The sequence below is a fragment of the Cyanobium sp. ATX-6F1 genome (genome assembly GCF_047395825.1).
GTDB lineage: Bacteria > Cyanobacteriota > Cyanobacteriia > PCC-6307 > Cyanobiaceae > ATX-6F1.
In genome coordinates this window covers 525,454-543,640 of the sequence record NZ_JBCEBF010000001.1, presented here as the reverse complement: position 1 = coordinate 543,640, position 18,187 = coordinate 525,454, and the positions used below count along the sequence as shown (strand labels likewise).

Here is an 18,187-nt window from a genome sequence, read left to right as displayed (position 1 = left end):
ATTGAGTCTGAGTTTTCACTTGGTCAAGTTGCGATCTGGCCGCTTGGCGTTCAGCCGTCTTAGAGCCAAGTCTGCCCGCATTCTTACCACCATCACAGGCTCCTTCTCTTCATTGACAAGGCCGCCGAGGCTTTCGATCACCCTAGAGACGTCTCCAGGAGGTGACTGAAGGGCCGGAGTGAGTTTTTCCAGACCTACCACTACGGCGTAGCGAACAATCCACTCCCCATCGCTCAGGCCCATCTCCAGGGAGGTGAAACAGCGATGGATCACCTCCTCTTGCTGCTCCTGCCCAAGGCCCTGCAGCTGAAGCCTTCCGAGGCCACAGGCGGCAGCTCGTCGCACGCTTGGCACCATGTCTTCTGCCAGAGCCTGCTCCAAAACAGCAAGACCTCGGACGTCGCCGATACCAGCCAGGGCTCTGACCGCCCAGGCTCTGGCTCCGTAGTTGTGTTGATCCAGATTGGCGAGCAGTGGGGCCACGGCTGGCCCACCGATCGAGACCAGCCCCTCCACGGCTGCCACGGCTGCTCCTGGGTTGTTGTAAGTGAGAATCTCCATCAGACAATCCAGGCTGCCAGGGTCTGCCATGGCGCTGAGGGCTTCGGTGGCGTCCAGAAGCGCCTCGCCAGTGCAGGCCAGTTGGACAGCAGCAATCAGATTTGCCAATTCATCTGGGGATGCGGATGTCTTCACAGCAACTCATCCATCGCCGCAAGGACAGCTTCAGTGCTGCATGGGTCCGCTGCAGCCTCTGCAAGCCCTCGAAGAGCAATCAGTTTGAGGCTATTTTCGGCCAGAGTCTGGGAGATGGGCAACAGTGCCGGTAACCATCCACAGGCGCCCAAGTCCAGAAGAGCCGATCGTCGTACCTGCAACTGTGGGTGCCGAAGCATCGCGACGAGCCTCTCTCCCCAGCAGGGCTGACCGGTGAGTTGAAGGAGCGCCCGTGCGGCGGCATTGCTCACCACCGGACGTTCGTGGTCGAGAAAGGGAGTGATGACCTCCAGCACCTCGGGACTTGCCACCCCCAGCTCTCCCAGGGTCTCAATGATGGCTTCGCATGGTTCAACCAGACGAGCCGTGCCACTCTGAGAACGTCCGGGTCCAGTTAGCCCTCCTTTTAGGCGGCGAGCCAGTGGCTCAACAGCCTCCTTGGCACCTAAGTTTCCAAGACTCCGGGACGCCGCTTCGCGCAGCCCTGGATCTTCATCCTCGAGCGCAGAGAGCAGATCGGGAATCGCCTGGCGCGCTGCCGGCCCAAGTTTTCCAAGGGCTCGTGCGGCATTTCTAGCCACTGCAGTTGCATCTAGATCCTGCCCTGGATGAACAACGTGGCGGTCTCGAAGGGCTTCCAGCAACAACGTGATGGTTCTTGGATTGTCGCTGCGATGCCTTCCCAGCCACCAAGCGGCGTAGTAACGGGAGGATGCATCGTCAACCAACCCGAGCCTGCGCAAGGCCTCGGCTTCGCTGATGGGAGTTCCTATTGGCTCCGCATCTGTTTGCCTCACCATCTAACCAGAGCCCAATAGTTCCATGAAAATGGGGGCATTAAGCCCCCATGAGAGACACCGATGTCTATGTCTTGTCAGACGAGGGCGTTGATCGCATAGTCGAGGTAGTTATTGGCTTCGGTTGCAGCTTCGCCACTCAGACCATGGTTGGATTTGATGTAGCGAAGAGCTTCTACATACCAGGAGGGAGAGAGCTCAAAAGTACGGTTGATCTCGTCAAGCCCTGCAATCAGGTAGTCGTCCATTGGACCTGTACCACCTGCAACCAAACAGTAGGTCACCATACGAAGATAGTAGCCAACGTCTCGAGCACACTTCGCTTTGCCCTCTGTAGTTGAAGCGTAGTTCGGTCCCTGCTGCTGTGTAGTGTAAGGGAACTTGGTGTAAACCGCCTGGGCGGCCCCGTTGACCAAGGCGTCGGCCTTGGCGGTCAGTTGCTTGGCGGCTTCAAGGCCTGCCTTGGCACGACTAAAGCGACCGAAGGCGGCTTGAATCTCCGTGTTGCTCAGCAAACGAGCCTGGGAGTCAGCGGTGGAGACGGCTTCTGTGAGTGGGGATTTCATGGAAAGCGAGAAAGAAAGAAAGGGTTGTTCAGCTGAATGGGAGCCTTAGGCGACAGAAGATGCGGCTCTGTCAAAGTAGGTGCCGATTTCAGAAGAAAGTGCGGTGCAATCACCCTGGGTGATACCGGCACGATCGTTCACAATGCCAAGAGCAGCTTCTTTCATCTTGCGGACACCTTCCGCAACCGAGGCGCCAGGGGTGCCTAAAGCCAGGTAGGTCTCGCGCAGTCCATTCAGGCAACGATCCTCCAAAACGCTGGAGTCTCCGTTGAAAATGGAATAGGTCACGTAACGCAGGATGATCTCCATGTCGCGGAGGCAAGCAGCCATGCGACGGCTGGTGTAAGCATTGCCGCCGGGTGAGATCAGGCCGGGTTGCTCAGCAAAAAGGGCGCGAGCGGCGTTGGCGACGATCGAGGATGAATTGCTTGTGATGCGATTGACTGCATCCAGCCGCTTGTTGCTGTCTGAAACCATCGCAGCTAAGGCATCGAGTTCGCCAGCAGAGATGAAGCTGCCACGCGCATCAGCTTGGGCAATAACCTTTGTGAAAGCGTCAAACATGGGGTTGGCACCTATTCTTTGAGGGAGTGTCGTGAAAGACCCTGACAAACTCCAGAACGTCGAAACGCTAGGGGAAAGGGCTTCGCTGGCTTGCCGATGCCAAGCACTGGGGGCCAAGCGATCTGTCTATTATTTAATGCGCACGGTCCAGAGGGGGGAGGTGTTAACAAAAGGTCACCCACGCTCGTCAAAACGACTGTAAAACCCTCCTTTTTCTGCCCAGTATTGTAGTAGCTCACCCCAGTGCTGATTCAGCATTGAGGCCTTGCCTTGAAGCACGCGGATAGTGCGATTTCCTGAGGAAAGACTCTTGTCGGTGTTCACGCTGATGAGGTGTCCATCAAGGCTCTCAACGGCTTCCGCAAAGCGATCAATGGCGTTCTGCTCAAGTGACTCCATGAGCAGGAAGTTGCCCTTAAGAACAAGGTGGCGGCTCCGTATCCAGCTCCTGAGACGCTGCTTGGCCATTGGGGGCAGAATGGCTCCACTCATGGAAGTGGCTTGGCAGGATCAAAAGAATGTGTCAACTCGTGAGCAAAACTCTCAATGAGCTCAAACTCAAACTGTCGATCAGTGAGACCCCAGCGTTGTTCATGGCTCTTTGGGTCACAGCCGAAATCACGGCTACGCCATAGGCCTTCTTCAAGTAGAACTTCACTAACGAGATAGGTGAGCTGGCCGTCGCGGGGCACCATGCAGCGACAGCCTTCTTCAAGCTGGCCGCGGAAGCCACCTGTGTCTTTTGGGAAGAACTCCATAGCGCAGCCAGGCCTTGCAGTCAGCTTGCTCCGCTCCAAGGTCTTCAGAAGACTGGGTTCATGGCTCGCACCTGCTACAAATAGGGGATCAGGTGGACTGAAGTTATCGATTCTGAGCCGATCCGACAGTTGTGTTACATGGTGTACACCTTGCCGATACGGACGCCAGAGGTCAAAGGTGTAGGCCTGTTCTGAGTACAGCCAACAACCATCAAAGCCAGGAGCGTTGAATGGGCGAAAGGCTAGTTGAATATGAGATACCTCAGTGGAGTGGGTGGCAAACTGGCGATCATTGCGGAAGGAGCCCACCATGAGCTGAATACACTGACGGGCTTGGGTGTCGGTCAACTGCATCTCAATCATTGATTATGTCTACTCAGCTCCCATCCCGTTGGCGAATCTCTGAAGAAAAAGAAGCTTGGACGATACCTTGGCCGCCCTTAGTTCGCATCAACGATACTCGCAGTCTCACATCCTTTGTGGCAAACCAGATGCGCTCTTCTGCGCTTGAACCTTGGTAAGGAGTAATCAGCGTAAACGCCCCATCGTCGTCAAGTCTATAGTGACCTACGGCAGGAATTTCTTCTGTATAACCTATGCTTCGGAGCAGCCTTCCGCTTCTTGTGCCATCCGGGACTGGGACGAGCAGGCATTCACCAGCGCTGACTTCTGATTCATCCCAATCGGAACTCCCGCGCCAAGACATGCGAAAAGGGCTGGTAATTGCTTGGCTGTCCACCTCATTAGAGTTCAGTAGCTGGATTAACTCAGCGGAATCATGGGGCTCAGCAATGATTTCAATCGTGGATTCGACCTCCTCGACATGCCGAAAGGCCAGGTTGTGACCACTGCGCTTGGAATGCCATGTTCCAAGGGATCTCTCGACGAAGTCTGAGATTGAGATATCGGCCAAGGTCTTCAAGTCTTTGAGTTTCGGTTTAGCCTGGGGATTCTTTGAGTAGGCCTAGATTAATGAATTTACAATATGCAAGAGAAAGCCACCATGACTAGCATGGTGGCAACACGATGGAATCTGCTCGAGTTTACTTGGCGACAGGCTTGATTGTGCGAATGCGAGCACCCTGGCGCTGGATCACATTGATTCGCTGGCTGAGTTGAGCATAGTCAACAGTGATGACTTGGGCAGCCCGTCGGTTGACAGCACTGTTGCGGGGCATGTCGATCACAATTTCGAAGCGTCCGTTTCGATTTCCGCCCGATCGAGTGGCTGTCGGAGGATTGGCCGATTCTGCAATGTTGGAGGCCAAGCTTCGAGCGTTTGGCTGGCTTTGAGCTAGGTCGCTGCTGGCAAAACCGCGGCATTGGTTAATCGTGCGCAGGAAGTCTCTTGTTTGGGAGAGCTGGGCCGAATCTGTGCGGGTGAAAGGGGTAATGTTGTCTCCGAAAACGGAGCTGTATTCGTCACTTTCAATGTAGGAAAGAATGTCGGCCTCATAGCCGGCAGCTGCGTAGATGGCTGTGTGTTCGGCAATTTCGGCCTGATTCCGAGGCGCGCGGCCAAGCAAATGCTTGAAGTTCAATTCGATGAAACGATACTGTGAGTTCGTGTCAAAGAATCGTTGCCTGTAGGCATCAGAGAGGGCGACAGCGGCGACAAATTGCCTGACGGAAATGTCACGATTCCGCAACTGAGATTCGGCTGTGGTCAGCCGATCGGACTCAGTTACGTGAGCATTCCCCAAGACTTGACGATAGACGGAGAGCATGACATCGTCCAGCTCCATTTCGCTTGAACTCGCCCAGAGTTCACTTGTGGGGTTGGATTGCATCCAGAGAGACATTGTTTTAGAGCAAGTGAGAAGGGGAATGGGAGCAACAAGTTGCTTTGCTGAGACTAAACTTGCATCAGTGGATCTCAGACGATCTCACTGATGCTGACAATACGGCCGCTTGTGCTGTGAATGAACTTCAGTTGACTCGTCATGCGGTCTCCAGCAACCTCATAGGTTGTTGCCGCCCTACGACGACGACTCCCGAAGGTTTGACTTGTGACCTCAATTCGGTAGCGCTTGCCGGGCGGCTGCATCGATCCACTGGATGCAGTCGAGCGCAGTGGAATGATCTGATTGGCTCCTCCAGTCACCTGATTGAGCAGACGAGAACTGGTGACTTGACGGTCCCCACCGCTGAAGCCATTGACGAGTGCAAGCGTACGGTTGAAATTGCTTTGGCTGCGGCCTTGCGCAGACTTTACGGCTTTAAGATAGGGAACGACGTTCTCTCCAAAGCTGTTGATGTATTCTTCGCTGTTGACGAAATGGTCAATCGTGGCTGTATACCCTTGGCGAATCACGATGTCAAGCGGAACTCTGAATTCTGCTTGATTTTCTGGAGCACGGCCAAGCAGTTGCTTGAATAGCAACTCGACAAAGCGATAGGGTGAAGCCTTGGCAAAGAATCGCTGTTGATAATGAGCTGTGAGACAGAGCTCACGGATGAAGGCCCTGACACTGAGTTTCCCGTCAATCAGTTGCGATTCAAGCGAAGTTGGGATGTCCCCTTCCATCAGGTGTGGATTGCCAAGCACCTGGCGGTAGACGGCGCGAATCACTTGCTTGACATCTTCGGCGCTGCTGCCAACCAAACATTCTAAGCGTTCTTGATCTTGCTGTGAGACTCCAAAGCCGGCGTAGAGTGAAGGGCTGAGGGGCGCTGTGTCGAGCCCTGAGGTGGAACGCATCGGCTTGTAAACAGCCGTTGGAGATGGATTGTATCGACCGAAACTCAAACCCGACATAGCCCTTGCCGCCGCGGCAAGGTAGGGAAGGGTCTGTGATCGTTTCGGTTGGGAGTTATCGCTGCTGCTGTTGGTGCCCTTAAGCAAGAGCATCTTGGTGTAATTGTTCTGAGCAAGACTGACTTGGCTTACCACTGAACGCAGATAAGGAACAGTATCTTCTCCAAAAGCGTTTAGATATTCTTCGCCGTTGGTATAACTTTTGATTTCCTCCTCAAGACCTTTGCCCTGAAGAAGCTCTACATGTTCTGTCACTTCCGCTTCGGACTGCGGAGCACGACCAAGAAAGTGCTTGAAATTAAGCTCTACAAAACGGTGGGGTGAGCATGTCTCGAAGAAGCGACGACGATACAGTTCTGAGCAACCAAGCTCAGTGACAAACTCGCGAATTGATCGTTCGCCGTTTGTTAGCCTGGATTCGGAAGTGAATAGCCGCTCACTCTCCATCACGCCGATGTTTCCAAAAACCTGTTTGTAGGCGGCACGAATTGCAACCTGGCAGGCCTCTGTTCCCGCTTGAGGCCAGAAACTTGTTGGAGCTATGTTCGGCTGCATCAGATTGGCAGACGCAGCCTGATACCGATTAATGGTGGGCATGGGATGATAATGAATAGGACTCAGGTGAATCGATCAATTGACAGGGGTCACGCTTGCTATTTTTCCGCCTTCAGCGTGGATGCGCTGAAACTGCTCTGAGAGTTTCTCGAACGGTACATAGAACACTCGATTGGATTGGCGATAGCGGGAAAACTTTTGAACATTGTTTGCTCGGTATCCGCTCACCTGAATCTTGTAGATTTTGCCTTCCTGGCCCGCTCCAACCCCTGCTCGGGTTTTGCCCACACCATTCTGGGGTGCAAGCCGGAAGCTGCTAGCTGTATTACCAGGGCTGATCACCGGGAAGCTCGTGTTCTGGTAAGCGGCACCACCAAGTTTGGGGGCAATTCCGGCTACGTCTCCCTTGAGATCGCTGCTGCTGGCGCCCCGAGTGAGCTGGAACATCCAGGTGAATTCGCGCATACTCTTTCCAGGACCGGTTTGCCAGCCGTGCAGGTAAGGAACTGTATCCTCGCCAAATCGATTTTGATATTCGGCGCTGTCGATATAGCTATCGATATCCGATTGATACCCGAAATGATCTAGAATTTCGCTATGGCCCCGCATTTCTTCGAAGTTGTCTGGAGCTCTCCCAAGTAAATGCTTGAAAGTGAGTTCAATATAGCGATACCGGCTGCATGTATCGAAAAAACGGCTTTGGTACGTTGCACTTTTGGATAGCAGTCGAACAAACTCGCGAACGCTGATGCGGCCAAGCTTGAACTGCGACTCGGCTACGATCTGGCGCTCTTCCTCCATCACATAGGCATTGCCAAGGACCTGACGGTAAATGGCTCGGATGATGACGTCCTTGTCAGCGTTGGCATCACCAGAGAAATGCTCTTGAGCGTTGATAGATGTGAAGCGCTCTACACCAAGGAAGGAGGCAGGTCCAAAAGTCATGCTGGGAGTGCTCGGGGAACTGGTGGCATACCCTGGGGCCGCGGGTGCCAAGGTTTAAGTCTTGAAAATCATACTAAAGGCTTCCTGCCCATTGCCTTTTAGTGCGTGATCTGTTACCTCAAGAGGCCTATAGAGGTTTGAGCGCTTTGAAAAAAGGCCCCGTGAGGGGCCTTTGGAGAAGTAGTTGATCAGCGCCTTGGGGTTCAGGAGAGTGACTCGATCACATAGGAGAGCAGAGCCTTGAATTCCTTGGCGGCTTCAGGGCTCATGTCGCGCGGTGCGCAAGCGCGCTCACGGGTGTAGGAGAAGGCCTCCACATAAGCTGCGGTGGGCAGATTGAGGGTGCGGTAGACCTCACGGGCGCCGGCAATGCCCCACTCATCAATCGGGCCGGTGCCGCCAACCACCAAGGAGTAGTTGATCAGACGCATGTAGTGAGCGATATCGCGGTAGCACTTGTCGGTTTTGATTTGGTTGCTAGCAGCTTCGCCCGACTGCTTGAGGTAGGGGTACTTCTTGAAGACAGCATCGCCAGCTTCCTGGACAACTTTGTCAAGCCCGGCAGCGAGCTTTTCAGCGGCTTCCAGACGAGCGGCAGAACGCTGGATTGAACCTTGGACCGCTTCCAGGTCGGACTGGGTGGGGAAACGACCGGCGGCGTCAGCAGCTGTGACGACGGTGGTGACAACAGATTTCATTGGAGACTTTGAAACGAATGGGTTGGAGAAGGATCAGTCAGAGACGGGAGGGAATCAGCCGAGTGCGCTGATGACGCGATCGAAGTAGCTGGCCGCTTCTGAAACCACAGCCGAGCAGTCGCCCTGGATGGTTTGCATCTTGTTGAAACGGGTTTCGTCTGGATTGGTGCCGCTGGTGTTGGTCTCGCTGATGTGAGCACAGGAGGAGGCCTTCATGATCGCCACGGCCCGACCAGTGGATTGCAGGGGCACACCCAGAGCGATGTAGGTTTCCTTGAGGCCGTTGAGGCAGCGGTCGTCGAGGACGGAGGCATCGCCGGCCAGCAGGGCGTAGGAGATGTAGCGAAGAACGATTTCACCATCACGCAGGCAGGAGGCCATGCGGCGGTTGGGGTAGCAGTTGCCACCAGCCTGGATCAGACCGGTGTTTTCGCAGATCATGCCTGACACGGCGTCGGAAACGATGCAGCTGGCGTTGCTGGCAATCGCGTTGACGGCATCAAGGCGCTTGTTGCCATTAGCCACGTATTGGCGCAGGGCGGCCAGTTCGGCACCACCGATGGTGGCTGTCTTGGCGTCAGCGCTGACAACAGCGCGGGAGAAGGCGTCGAGCATGGGTTCCTGAAGAGGGAGATCTCAGTCGCGACAAGACGAGCGGGTTTGGCCTTGGTGAGGAATACTTGCGATGCTCAGCTGTTTGGGTGCCGAATCCGACATGTCAACAGGCCAAGGCGTGGAGCAATCCCTGTGGCCAGCAAGGTTTCTAGCCTTGTTGGACCAGTGCGTCTTTATCGCTCACTGAACATAAATCTCAGAAGCTCCCCCTGGACCTGAGTGTGGGGACTCATAGGATTTCGTAACAAGCAGCCGTCCGCAGGCCGGGCTCAGGATGGAGGATGGGCAGGACAAGCCCATTGGAATGATTGATGACAGACCTCAGCGACCTCTCCGCAATGAGTTCCGACGGGCAGGTAGAGCTTGAGCTTGCCATCGAGGACCTGCAGGCGTACCGGCAGCGGCTTGTGCAGGACTTGATCAGCATGGGGCACAAGCTGAAGCTTCCCAAGGCCAAGGTTGACCGAGACCTGAACGAGCATCCGGAGATTCGGGGGTTGACCAGTTGATCAGCCAGTTGACCCAACAGCATGGCGACAGCGCCTCGCCCGCAGGCCAACCAGCCGATCCTCATCGCTCAGGCACGCTTCCGGAGGGCTGAGGCCAAGGCTTTCCATCGCCATCAAACAGGCGTAGCGAAGCTCCCAGCTCCTGGCGTTGACGGCTTGGTCCAGAAGAGCAGTTCCGGCTTCAGGTCCTTGAAGTCGCGCCAGGGCCAGGGCGGCTGCCGGGCGTGATTTCAGGAACTGGGGTCGCAGGTTGTTCAGCCCATCCAGCACCAGAGGCAGCAGCATTGGGTCGCCCAGTCGACCAAACAAATGCATCAGGTGGTAGTGGGCGCCGTAGTCGTTCCAGCCCTCTTCCTCAAAGCTTGTCACCAGTGTCGGCAAGGCGCTGCTGCCGAACTGATCCGTCAAGGTGGCGATCGCCAGGTAGCTGCGTCCGAAGTCGGTACCGTAAAGCTCGCGCACCAGTGCTCCAAGTTCCTGGGGCTGGTCGTAGCGATGAACGAGCCGCAGGGTTTGGGGACGATCATCGATCTGATGGTCGATGACATTCAACAGGATGTCATCGGATGGGGCGACGCCGAAGGAGGCCGCGTCTGCATCCGCTGCCAGGTTGGCCAGGTGTCGGATCCCCCGAAGCCGAAACACAGGAGATACCGGCGCCTGTCCGATGGTCGGAATGGCTGGCAGCCAACCGGCGTCCATCAGGTCCTGGATCACCCCTCGCCGTACGTTCACATTGGGATGAAAGAGGAACGGCTCCAGATTTTCCAGGTTTGAGCTGTTACCTGAAATCAGTGCATGGGCGGTGATCGCGGCGGTGGCCAGCATGCCGTCGTCGGCATCCATGAATGCTGAGATGGGTGCCAGGGCTGCCTGGCATCGCTGGCGTGAGAGAACCTGCACGATCACCCTCCTGCTCTGGCTGGGGTCGGCCAAAAGGTTGATCAGGTTGGCCTGAATGCCAACATCATCTGCGCCCAGCTGACCTAGGGCCCAGCTGGCATTCTCAACTAAGTAGGGATCCTTGCTGGTTAAGCATTCCACAATGTCGGGGATTGCTTGTCGACAGCCCAATCGGGCCAGAGTTTCCACTGATTTACGTCGAGCAATCCTCTGGGCTTGAGCCGTGTCAGTGTCCCTGAGGCAGGCTATCAGTGCAGCTTCACTGTCCTCACCGGGGAAATTGATCAGGTGTGCCGCTGCCGTGTAGCGATCACTATCAAGGTCAAGTTCCTCAAGTGGTCTCAAAAGCATGGAGATGGCCTCATCCTTGCCCAGGCCGGGGTGGATGTTGTGGAAGCGGTTATCGGACATGGTCTGAACTCACTGGCAATCAGGCTCCCACACTTCGAAGACGGCATCGAGTGCTCGACTGGCTTTCATGGCTTCCCAGGAGAGGGCACTGAGAAAGGCCTGGGGCGTTGTTGTTTCCACCATATCAACTCCCCACATCCCAGCTTGCAACGGAGATCCTGGCTGAGCGGCCTGATCCTTGCGCCCTCCAAGCAGCAGAACGGTATAAGCATCGGACTCACCAGCCTTCACCCGTTCGCTTCTCAGGGACTGGCCGAGGAGGCGTGCCAGAGCGATCGGTTCGAGGGGCGCCGTGATCTTGGCTCGCCAATGGGGGTGAACAAGCCCTTCGATAGCGATGCCGTTGGCCAATCCGTGCGAGAGAAGAGCTACTAAAGAGCCTTCCCGTAGCTCATTGTACTTCTCGTTCGGTAGCTGGAAGTTATGCGAGAGCACGAAGCTTGTCTTCGTTTCCATGGCCGTTGATTGTCTGCGCTCATTCTATGCTGTTGTGGAAGGGCTTCGTCTTGTATTGCCTTCGGGGGTCATTCATGACCAGTACCACGATGGCTACACAGGCATCTCCCAGCTCAAGTGACGGGCTCGCTGCAGGGATGTGTGGATGTGTCCCAAGCCGCCAATCAGCTGCTGCTCTGTAGCTGATGGGGCGGATTGCAATCTTTCGCGATAGGTGCTGGCCATGTCGACAAGGGCCGCGGCCATGGCGTCAACGGGCACGTTGAACAGGCGATAGAGCTCCATAGTGGCGGCATAGCCTTGCTGATCGCAAAAACTGAGATCGTCGATCGCTGCTCCGTAGGTGGTGATCCTGAGGAAATGCCAAAGGTCGCGCCAACAGGCCTTGGAACGATCGGGCGTGTACAGGGCGCCGTTGATCTTGAACAACAGCGGAAATTGCTTTTTGATCCTTAGCCTTGCATGCTCAACGAGCCCATCCATCATATGCTGGAACGTCAGGATTGCCACAGGTTCTGCCTGGGATTCTGCGCAGATTGAGGAGAGCTCATTCGGCTCAAGTAAGCGTTTCCCCAGGTTTGTTTCATTCAAGATTCTGCGACTTTCGCCACTTATGCGCGATGAATCGGGTATGATAAATAAGCGAGCTTGCGATTGAATTGTTTGTAAATATTCAGCAGACTCTTTGGGTTTATTTGCTGATGTCATAGCCTGATTTTATCGCACTGTGTTGTTAGTTTAGCACCCAAAAAATTTACGTCAAATTTTAACTCAGCACTGGCCGGGATGGGCGAGACTAGTGAAGCTCGCAGGCGAAGGAGTCTGCACTTTCTAGCGGGAGAGAAGTTCGATGAGTTTTGCCCTGGAAAGTTTTTTTGCTGTGTCGATACCCTGCTCCGAGGCTTTCCTGCGGAGTTCGGCTAAGCTGAGCATGGCCAAGGCATTTTCGTCGCTTGGATTTAATGTAGATTCTGCATGCTGTTCATTGTCGTCATGTTTGTTTGACGTTTTTGAGTCTGCAGGATTCGTCTCCACAATGGACCGGACAAGGTATTGCCAAGGCCGCTGTCGGCCCGCTTGTTCCCGCTTGCTCAAGGTTGCGACCATGGTGACAGTTGTTGGTCCTTCTATCTAGGATGGAGTTTCCATGTCGGCAAGGCCTCTTCAGATCTTGTGATCCATTCCCATGGGGGCAGCGGCGTGCTTGAGAATGCTTCCACAAGACCTGGTTTCTGCATGAGTGGCACGATCTCGCCTCAGTTCACTCCCAAGGAAAATGACGCGTTACTTACCGAAGTTCGTTCTGCTCTGGCTTCCGGTCAATTCAGCAGCGATGACCCTGAGGCCTTGGCTCGAGTGGTGGAGGGATTGGGGGATTCACGGGGCTTGATCCGCCTTAATTTTGCCGAGACGCTTGGGGAGATCGGCCGTCCAGCGATTCCGTTCCTCATCAGGGCGATGCGTGGCCATGAGAATGTGACGGTTCGCCGCGCTGCTGCCAAGACGCTGACCCTGATCGAGGCCCCAGAAGCCTTACCCGATCTCGATGCGGCGCTCAGTCACGACCCCGATCCCGTTGTGCAGGGCTCGGCGGCCGGCGCCATGGCTCGTTGTGGTGCAGAAGCTGTTCCTTTCTTGATGAGGCAGCTTCAGGATCCTGGGGCAGGTTCCATCGTCAAGGGATTGGCCAGTTGGGCACTCTCTTTCATTGGTGCTGAGGATCTTGGCCCTATCAAAGAGACCCTTCAGCATGGGAACGAGGATCAACGTGCGGCTGTGGTCGGAGTGATGGCTGATCTCGTACGATCCAGCGAGGACATTGAGCTGAAAGTGCTGTTGATCAATTGTTATTCTGATTCTTCGGCTGATGTCAGGGCTGAAGTCGTGACAGTTCTAGGTAATATGTTGGATCCTCAGTACTTACCTTCGCTGCTCATTGGGTTGTCAGATCCATCGGGGGTGGTGCGAAGGGTGGCAGCATTGGCCCTTGTCAAACAGAAGGATCCTCGAGTGCTAGATCAAGTTAGAGAGGCTGCTGCTGCGGAGAAGGATCCAAGTGTCAAGCCTGTGATGGCGCTGGCAATCCGCCAGCTCGAGCAGCTCAATGAGTCTGGAGATATCAGGCCCGCCAGGCTTGAGTTGTGAATCGTTCAAGTGCCTGATTGGCGGCTTGCTGGATCAGTGGATCTTCCTGATGCTTGCCATTGGCGATAAATGTTGTCACAAGAGTTTTGCCTTTAGAGTGGTTCATTGAGGCAAGGGCATTGAGCGTGGCCATGATCACAGCAAGATCATCTCCGTTCAGGGCGCGTTCCAAGGCGGGCAGGGCCAACGATCCCATTTCCCCAAGAGCCATCACAGCTGTGAGCTGGACCACTGGATTTGGTTCCAGACACTTCTGACCCAGCAGAGTGAGCGTCTGCTCACTGAATGAGTGCTTCGGCCAGGCGACGGCGATCTGGGCCATGCCTTTGCAGCAACTGGCACTGGTGGTTGGATCGATGGTTTCAGACAGTTTTTCTCGGAGTAATGGTTCCACAGATGGTCCGATCGCCCCCATGGCACGAACCGCACTCCGACGCAGGCTCACATCTTCAGCATCCAGCAGGCCGAGCAGACGTGTTTTCACGCTCTGATCACCGCTGGCGATGATCTCGTGCATCAGCCTGTCGCGCTGATGAGGATTGGGATGGTGGAGTTGAGCGAACAGGTCGTCGAGAGGCATGGAGAGGCTGGGTAAGGATACGTGTGCTGCGCAGAACGTCTGCCAGAAAAAAGCGGCCCCATGGGGGCCGCAGTGCAGACAGGCTAGAGGCCGCTGAGAAGGATCGCTGTGATCAGGAGAGTGACTCGATCACATAGGAGAGCAGAGCCTTGAATTCCTTGGCGGCTTCAGGGCTCATGTCGCGCGGTGCGCAAGCGCGCTCACGGGTGTAGGAGAAGGCCTCCACATAAGCTGCGGTGGGCAGATTGAGGGTGCGGTAGACCTCACGGGCGCCGGCAATGCCCCACTCATCAATCGGGCCGGTGCCGCCAACCACCAAGGAGTAGTTGATCAGACGCATGTAGTGAGCGATATCGCGGTAGCACTTGTCGGTTTTGATTTGGTTGCTAGCAGCTTCGCCCGACTGCTTGAGGTAGGGGTACTTCTTGAAGACAGCATCGCCAGCTTCCTGGACAACTTTGTCAAGCCCGGCAGCGAGCTTTTCAGCGGCTTCCAGACGAGCGGCAGAACGCTGGATTGAACCTTGGACCGCTTCCAGGTCGGACTGGGTGGGGAAACGACCGGCGGCGTCAGCAGCTGTGACGACGGTGGTGACAACAGATTTCATTGGAGACTTTGAAACGAATGGGTTGGAGAAGGATCAGTCAGAGACGGGAGGGAATCAGCCGAGTGCGCTGATGACGCGATCGAAGTAGCTGGCCGCTTCTGAAACCACAGCCGAGCAGTCGCCCTGGATGGTTTGCATCTTGTTGAAACGGGTTTCGTCTGGATTGGTGCCGCTGGTGTTGGTCTCGCTGATGTGAGCACAGGAGGAGGCCTTCATGATCGCCACGGCCCGACCAGTGGATTGCAGGGGCACACCCAGAGCGATGTAGGTTTCCTTGAGGCCGTTGAGGCAGCGGTCGTCGAGGACGGAGGCATCGCCGGCCAGCAGGGCGTAGGAGATGTAGCGAAGAACGATTTCACCATCACGCAGGCAGGAGGCCATGCGGCGGTTGGGGTAGCAGTTGCCACCAGCCTGGATCAGACCGGTGTTTTCGCAGATCATGCCTGACACGGCGTCGGAAACGATGCAGCTGGCGTTGCTGGCAATCGCGTTGACGGCATCAAGGCGCTTGTTGCCATTAGCCACGTATTGGCGCAGGGCGGCCAGTTCGGCACCACCGATGGTGGCTGTCTTGGCGTCAGCGCTGACAACAGCGCGGGAGAAGGCGTCGAGCATGGGGGAGGAGAGAATGGAGTGGTGGTGACGCAGTGATGGGAACGAGGGTTGTTCCAGCCACTTGAGAGGGACTCTTTCAGTTCTCTTGCCCTGTCCCGCGGGGACAGGGACCGCCACCAACAAAACTTAAAACAGAATAAAATGTTAAGAACAACCCGGGTTCGACGCCATGGGTGTGAGATGGCCTGGGTTTTCTGGGAAGGCTCCATCGTTAACTTTTGATTCAGGGCCCCGCCCCTTAGTGGGGCTTTAGCCCATCAGCAAACGCCATACCCACAGCCCCCAATCTCAAGACCAGAGTCGCCAGGGAGGCATCAGTGGCCGCACGGCTCTCCAGGCGATCGCCGCCGACCACGCGGTGCACCCGATCCAGGTGAGCGAATGGAAGAAGCGGCTGCTGGAGGGAGCCAGTGTGCTGTTCACCAGGGGGAAAGAAGCCCCATTGCACAGTGGAGAGCCAGGTCAAGGAAGGAGAGCTGCTCCTGCAGGTACACGGGGTCAACTACGTGGGCGGCTGCGTTGCCTCATGGAATTTGTTACCCATTTAATCGACGCCGAACAGCCCTTGCTCCATTGCCGTTATCAGCAGCAGCTGTTCCCTAGCTGCTGCATTTTCGCAGAGCAGCCTGAATTTTTCAGCGAACTCTTAGAGTAAACCAAGGGCATGAAGCGGACCTCGGCCACTCAATAACTCCAGCAGGAAGGCCGAGAACCCGAGCATCGCCAGGCGACCATTCCAGACCTCCGAGCTGTTGTTCCACCCCCAAGCCCACTTGTCCTGGGGGAAGAGCTTCACCTGGCTGGGCAGGGAGGCGGCCTGATCCAGGTTCACTTCGGGGCCGGCCTGGGCCAGTTGTACCAGATCAGCCAGACCCTTGATGAAGGTGGGGTAGGTGTCGAGGGCGGGCACGCGCACGAAGTTGCTGATGCCGGCTCTAGTGGCGATTTCCCGGTATTCGATATCGATTTCCTCGAGGGTCTCGATGTGCTCGCTCACGAAGCTGATTGGCACCACCACCAACTCCTGGACCCCCTCCTCACCAAGCCGCACCAAGGCTTCTTCGGTGTAGGGCTTGAGCCATTCCACCGGACCCACCCGGCTCTGGTAAGCCAGGGTGTAGGGATTTGCATGGCCGAGCAGTTCCTCCAGCTTGACCAACACCAGCCTCGAGCAGGCTTCGATCTCCTGCTGATAGGGATCACCGGCTTCCTCTACATAGCTTTTGGGCACTCCATGGGCGCTGAAGAACACGTGGGCCGAGGCGGGGTCCTTGCAGCTGCGCACCCCAGCGGCAATCAACTCGGCCATCGCAAGCACGTAGCCGGGATGGTCGTACCAGCTGCGGATGCAGCGGATCGGCAATTTGCTGAAGGCGGGATCGGCCTGGCGCAGGCGCTGCAGTTCGCGGAAGCTCGAACCGCTGGTGCTGATCGAGAAGTGGGGATAAAGGGGGAGCACCACCACCTCATCGACTGAATCCGCCTTGATGTCACCCACGGCCGATTCGGTGAATGGATGCCAGTAACGCATCGCCACGTAGGTGGTGGCCTCGATGCCCCGCTGCCGCAGCTCACTCTGAAGCTCGCGCGCCTGCTGTTCTGTAATGCGGCGGAGTGGAGAGCCACCGCCGATGGCGCGGTAGGCCTCCTTGGACTTGTTGCTGCGCAGGGTGCTGATCAGCCAGGCCAGAGGCTTCTGCAGTAGGGGCGTGGGTAGCCGGATGATCTCCGGATCAGCGAAAAGATTGTAAAGAAAAGGGCCGACATCTTCGATGCGCTCAGGCCCACCGAGGTTCAGCAGCACTACGCCGATCCTGGCCATACCCGAATTGGTCCATCGATTGGCTCAGAGCGTAACCCTGCTGGTGCCCGCCAGAGCTTGCCAGCACTGATCGATCCGTCTTCGCGCCCATCGCCGCCATGGCAGCCGACCCACTGTTTGGTGGCGGCCATCGGCTCCCACTGCCCAGAAACCCTCCCTTGTCGGGATCGATGCTGGCTGAGCCAGGCCCTGAGCCAGCAACGCTTCAGCTGTGGAGACTGGGGACTGCCGAGCGCAGCGGCCACGGCGCTTGAGCGGATCGAGGCCTCCAAGCAAGCCTTTTTCACCAATCCCTTCGGTGGTTTTTGTTGCAGATGCAGGTTGTGGAGATCCTGGGTGGCTCACTGCGTCGGTAAGGTAGTGGGTTGTTGAAGATCCGCCTCAACATCTCCCCATCACAGGACTCAGCTGGATCTATTCCACTGATCACCAGCACCTGGGTGCTCGCCGGTTGATTTGTGGAGACTTCACTGCAGGGGGAGTCAGAGGACGCACTCCTTAGGAGGCTTTCCTCTGGCTGTTCGTTCCGTCATGACCAGATCTGAGCCTCACAGCGAGAGGAGGCTGTCGCGGCTAGTGCAGCGCGCCAGTGGATTCCAGCAATCCAGTTCCGCGGGAGACCGACTCAGCAGTGAAGAGGACCATTCCTCGCTTCCCAGCGCTTCAGAAAACACCGCTCCCTTGATGCTGCGGGCCTGGGTTAAATCAGCTCCGCGTAGGTCTGCCCCGCGAAAGTCGCAACCGTCCAACTCTGCGTCCCTGAAGCGGCATCGTGCCATCAAGGCACCTCCAAAACGTGCCTGCCGCAGATCGCCGCCGACAAAGGAGATGTCTTCAAGGATGGCACCGCGCAGGTCAGCGCCACTGAGATATATTCCTAACATACTGCAGCCTGTGAGATCCATTCCACGTAAGTCGGCGGTGCAGAGGTACTTACCAGAGAGGTTGGCACCCGGGCCGACAGCCCCCGAGTGGCGATAGTCGAACCCCTCTGGCCAGCGAGTTGCCGCGTCATAGCGGGCCTGGTTGAGACGTGCCTGGGCCAGCTGTGCACCGCGCAGATCGGCTGCCCGTAGATCGGCGCGGCATAGGTTGGCGCCTATGAGGTTCTGACCACGTAGATTCGCCCCCTGGAGGGCTGCGGCACGGAGGTTCTGGGTCATGAC

At 56.3% G+C, this 18,187-nt stretch carries 23 protein-coding genes; 2 read left to right on the top strand and 21 right to left on the bottom strand.

Translation table 11 applies throughout. The features are described 5' to 3' along the window. Positions 1 to 15: 15 nt before the first annotated feature. The 12 genes from AAF143_RS03430 to cpeB (AAF143_RS03375) all read right to left on the bottom strand — a co-directional run bounded on the left by AAF143_RS03430 (position 16) and on the right by cpeB (AAF143_RS03375) (position 8,973). Positions 16 to 696: a HEAT repeat domain-containing protein gene (locus AAF143_RS03430; RefSeq protein WP_414026514.1), complete on the bottom strand. Its 681-nt coding sequence runs from the start codon at positions 694 to 696 to the stop codon at positions 16 to 18. Continuing rightward, a complete protein-coding gene (locus AAF143_RS03425) occupies positions 693 to 1,445 on the bottom strand; it encodes a HEAT repeat domain-containing protein (protein WP_315859631.1) in 753 nt (250 codons plus the stop codon). Before AAF143_RS03425 ends, AAF143_RS03430 begins: the two co-directional genes overlap by 4 nt. A 146-nt stretch (positions 1,446 to 1,591) precedes the next feature. Continuing rightward, the gene (cpcA, locus tag AAF143_RS03420) at positions 1,592 to 2,080 is read right to left on the bottom strand and encodes a phycocyanin subunit alpha (RefSeq protein ID WP_255009496.1); all 489 of its coding nucleotides are present in this window, start codon (positions 2,078 to 2,080) and stop codon (positions 1,592 to 1,594) included. Between the two features lie 45 nt (positions 2,081 to 2,125). Then, on the bottom strand, positions 2,126 to 2,644 hold the full coding sequence (locus tag AAF143_RS03415; RefSeq protein ID WP_255009494.1) for a phycocyanin subunit beta: 519 nt from the start codon (positions 2,642 to 2,644) through the stop codon (positions 2,126 to 2,128). 174 nt (positions 2,645 to 2,818) lie between these two features. Continuing rightward, the gene (locus AAF143_RS03410; protein WP_255009493.1) at positions 2,819 to 3,112 is read right to left on the bottom strand and encodes a CpeR family transcriptional regulator; all 294 of its coding nucleotides are present in this window, start codon (positions 3,110 to 3,112) and stop codon (positions 2,819 to 2,821) included. Positions 3,113 to 3,132: 20 nt separating this feature from the next. Continuing rightward, positions 3,133 to 3,750 (bottom strand): CpcT/CpeT family chromophore lyase, encoded by a 618-nt coding sequence (locus AAF143_RS03405; protein ID WP_414026513.1) that lies wholly within the window; start codon positions 3,748 to 3,750, stop codon positions 3,133 to 3,135. Positions 3,751 to 3,778: 28 nt separating this feature from the next. Beyond that, positions 3,779 to 4,324 carry a phycobiliprotein lyase gene (locus tag AAF143_RS03400; protein WP_414026512.1) on the bottom strand — a complete coding sequence of 182 codons (546 nt, stop codon included), beginning with the start codon at positions 4,322 to 4,324 and terminating at the stop codon, positions 3,779 to 3,781. A gap of 121 nt (positions 4,325 to 4,445) precedes the next feature. Next, positions 4,446 to 5,192: a phycobilisome rod-core linker polypeptide gene (locus tag AAF143_RS03395; protein WP_414026511.1), complete on the bottom strand. Its 747-nt coding sequence runs from the start codon at positions 5,190 to 5,192 to the stop codon at positions 4,446 to 4,448. 86 nt (positions 5,193 to 5,278) lie between these two features. Next, entirely contained in the window at positions 5,279 to 6,757 is a 1,479-nt protein-coding gene (locus tag AAF143_RS03390; RefSeq protein ID WP_255009486.1) for a phycobilisome rod-core linker polypeptide, read from the bottom strand. Positions 6,758 to 6,790: 33 nt separating this feature from the next. Beyond that, entirely contained in the window at positions 6,791 to 7,660 is an 870-nt protein-coding gene (locus AAF143_RS03385; RefSeq protein ID WP_255009485.1) for a phycobilisome linker polypeptide, read from the bottom strand. A 203-nt stretch (positions 7,661 to 7,863) separates the two neighbouring features. Further along, entirely contained in the window at positions 7,864 to 8,358 is a 495-nt protein-coding gene (locus AAF143_RS03380; RefSeq protein WP_255009471.1) for a bleomycin hydrolase, read from the bottom strand. A 54-nt stretch (positions 8,359 to 8,412) separates the two neighbouring features. Beyond that, on the bottom strand, positions 8,413 to 8,973 hold the full coding sequence (cpeB, locus tag AAF143_RS03375) for a class 1 C-phycoerythrin subunit beta (RefSeq protein WP_255009469.1): 561 nt from the start codon (positions 8,971 to 8,973) through the stop codon (positions 8,413 to 8,415). 311 nt (positions 8,974 to 9,284) lie between these two features. Here cpeB (AAF143_RS03375) and AAF143_RS03370 point away from each other — a divergent pair, with 311 nt between their 5' ends. Further along, positions 9,285 to 9,482 (top strand): hypothetical protein, encoded by a 198-nt coding sequence (locus AAF143_RS03370; RefSeq protein ID WP_414026510.1) that lies wholly within the window; start codon positions 9,285 to 9,287, stop codon positions 9,480 to 9,482. Here the strand turns inward: AAF143_RS03370 and AAF143_RS03365 are convergent, their stop codons facing one another. The 4 genes from AAF143_RS03365 to AAF143_RS03350 all read right to left on the bottom strand — a co-directional run bounded on the left by AAF143_RS03365 (position 9,483) and on the right by AAF143_RS03350 (position 12,359). Next, positions 9,483 to 10,796 carry a HEAT repeat domain-containing protein gene (locus AAF143_RS03365; RefSeq protein ID WP_255009481.1) on the bottom strand — a complete coding sequence of 438 codons (1,314 nt, stop codon included), beginning with the start codon at positions 10,794 to 10,796 and terminating at the stop codon, positions 9,483 to 9,485. 9 nt (positions 10,797 to 10,805) lie between these two features. Next, a complete protein-coding gene (locus tag AAF143_RS03360) occupies positions 10,806 to 11,252 on the bottom strand; it encodes a DUF2656 family protein (protein WP_255009480.1) in 447 nt (148 codons plus the stop codon). Between the two features lie 93 nt (positions 11,253 to 11,345). Further along, complete coding sequence (locus AAF143_RS03355) at positions 11,346 to 11,960, bottom strand: hypothetical protein (protein WP_255009478.1); 615 nt, start codon at positions 11,958 to 11,960, stop codon at positions 11,346 to 11,348. A 123-nt stretch (positions 11,961 to 12,083) separates the two neighbouring features. Beyond that, the gene (locus AAF143_RS03350) at positions 12,084 to 12,359 is read right to left on the bottom strand and encodes a hypothetical protein (RefSeq protein WP_255009476.1); all 276 of its coding nucleotides are present in this window, start codon (positions 12,357 to 12,359) and stop codon (positions 12,084 to 12,086) included. Positions 12,360 to 12,488: 129 nt separating this feature from the next. On the opposite strand from AAF143_RS03350, the gene AAF143_RS03345 reads away from it, so the two are divergent. Next, positions 12,489 to 13,397 (top strand): HEAT repeat domain-containing protein, encoded by a 909-nt coding sequence (locus AAF143_RS03345; protein ID WP_255009474.1) that lies wholly within the window; start codon positions 12,489 to 12,491, stop codon positions 13,395 to 13,397. On the opposite strand, the gene AAF143_RS03340 is transcribed toward AAF143_RS03345, so the two are convergent. From AAF143_RS03340 to AAF143_RS03320, 5 genes are all read right to left on the bottom strand, one after another. Continuing rightward, positions 13,372 to 13,977, bottom strand: coding sequence for a HEAT repeat domain-containing protein (locus tag AAF143_RS03340; protein WP_255009473.1), 606 nt, complete (start codon positions 13,975 to 13,977; stop codon positions 13,372 to 13,374). The genes AAF143_RS03345 and AAF143_RS03340 overlap by 26 nt on opposite strands. Positions 13,978 to 14,089: 112 nt before the next feature. Next, positions 14,090 to 14,584, bottom strand: a complete 495-nt coding sequence (locus tag AAF143_RS03335) for a bleomycin hydrolase (RefSeq protein ID WP_255009471.1) — start codon at positions 14,582 to 14,584, stop codon at positions 14,090 to 14,092. A 54-nt stretch (positions 14,585 to 14,638) separates the two neighbouring features. After that, positions 14,639 to 15,199 (bottom strand): class 1 C-phycoerythrin subunit beta, encoded by a 561-nt coding sequence (cpeB, locus tag AAF143_RS03330; RefSeq protein WP_255009469.1) that lies wholly within the window; start codon positions 15,197 to 15,199, stop codon positions 14,639 to 14,641. Positions 15,200 to 15,845: 646 nt separating this feature from the next. Beyond that, on the bottom strand, positions 15,846 to 17,021 hold the full coding sequence (gene hemH, locus AAF143_RS03325; protein WP_255009468.1) for a ferrochelatase: 1,176 nt from the start codon (positions 17,019 to 17,021) through the stop codon (positions 15,846 to 15,848). 548 nt (positions 17,022 to 17,569) lie between these two features. After that, entirely contained in the window at positions 17,570 to 18,184 is a 615-nt protein-coding gene (locus AAF143_RS03320; RefSeq protein WP_255009466.1) for a pentapeptide repeat-containing protein, read from the bottom strand. Between the last annotated feature and the right edge of the window lie 3 nt (positions 18,185 to 18,187).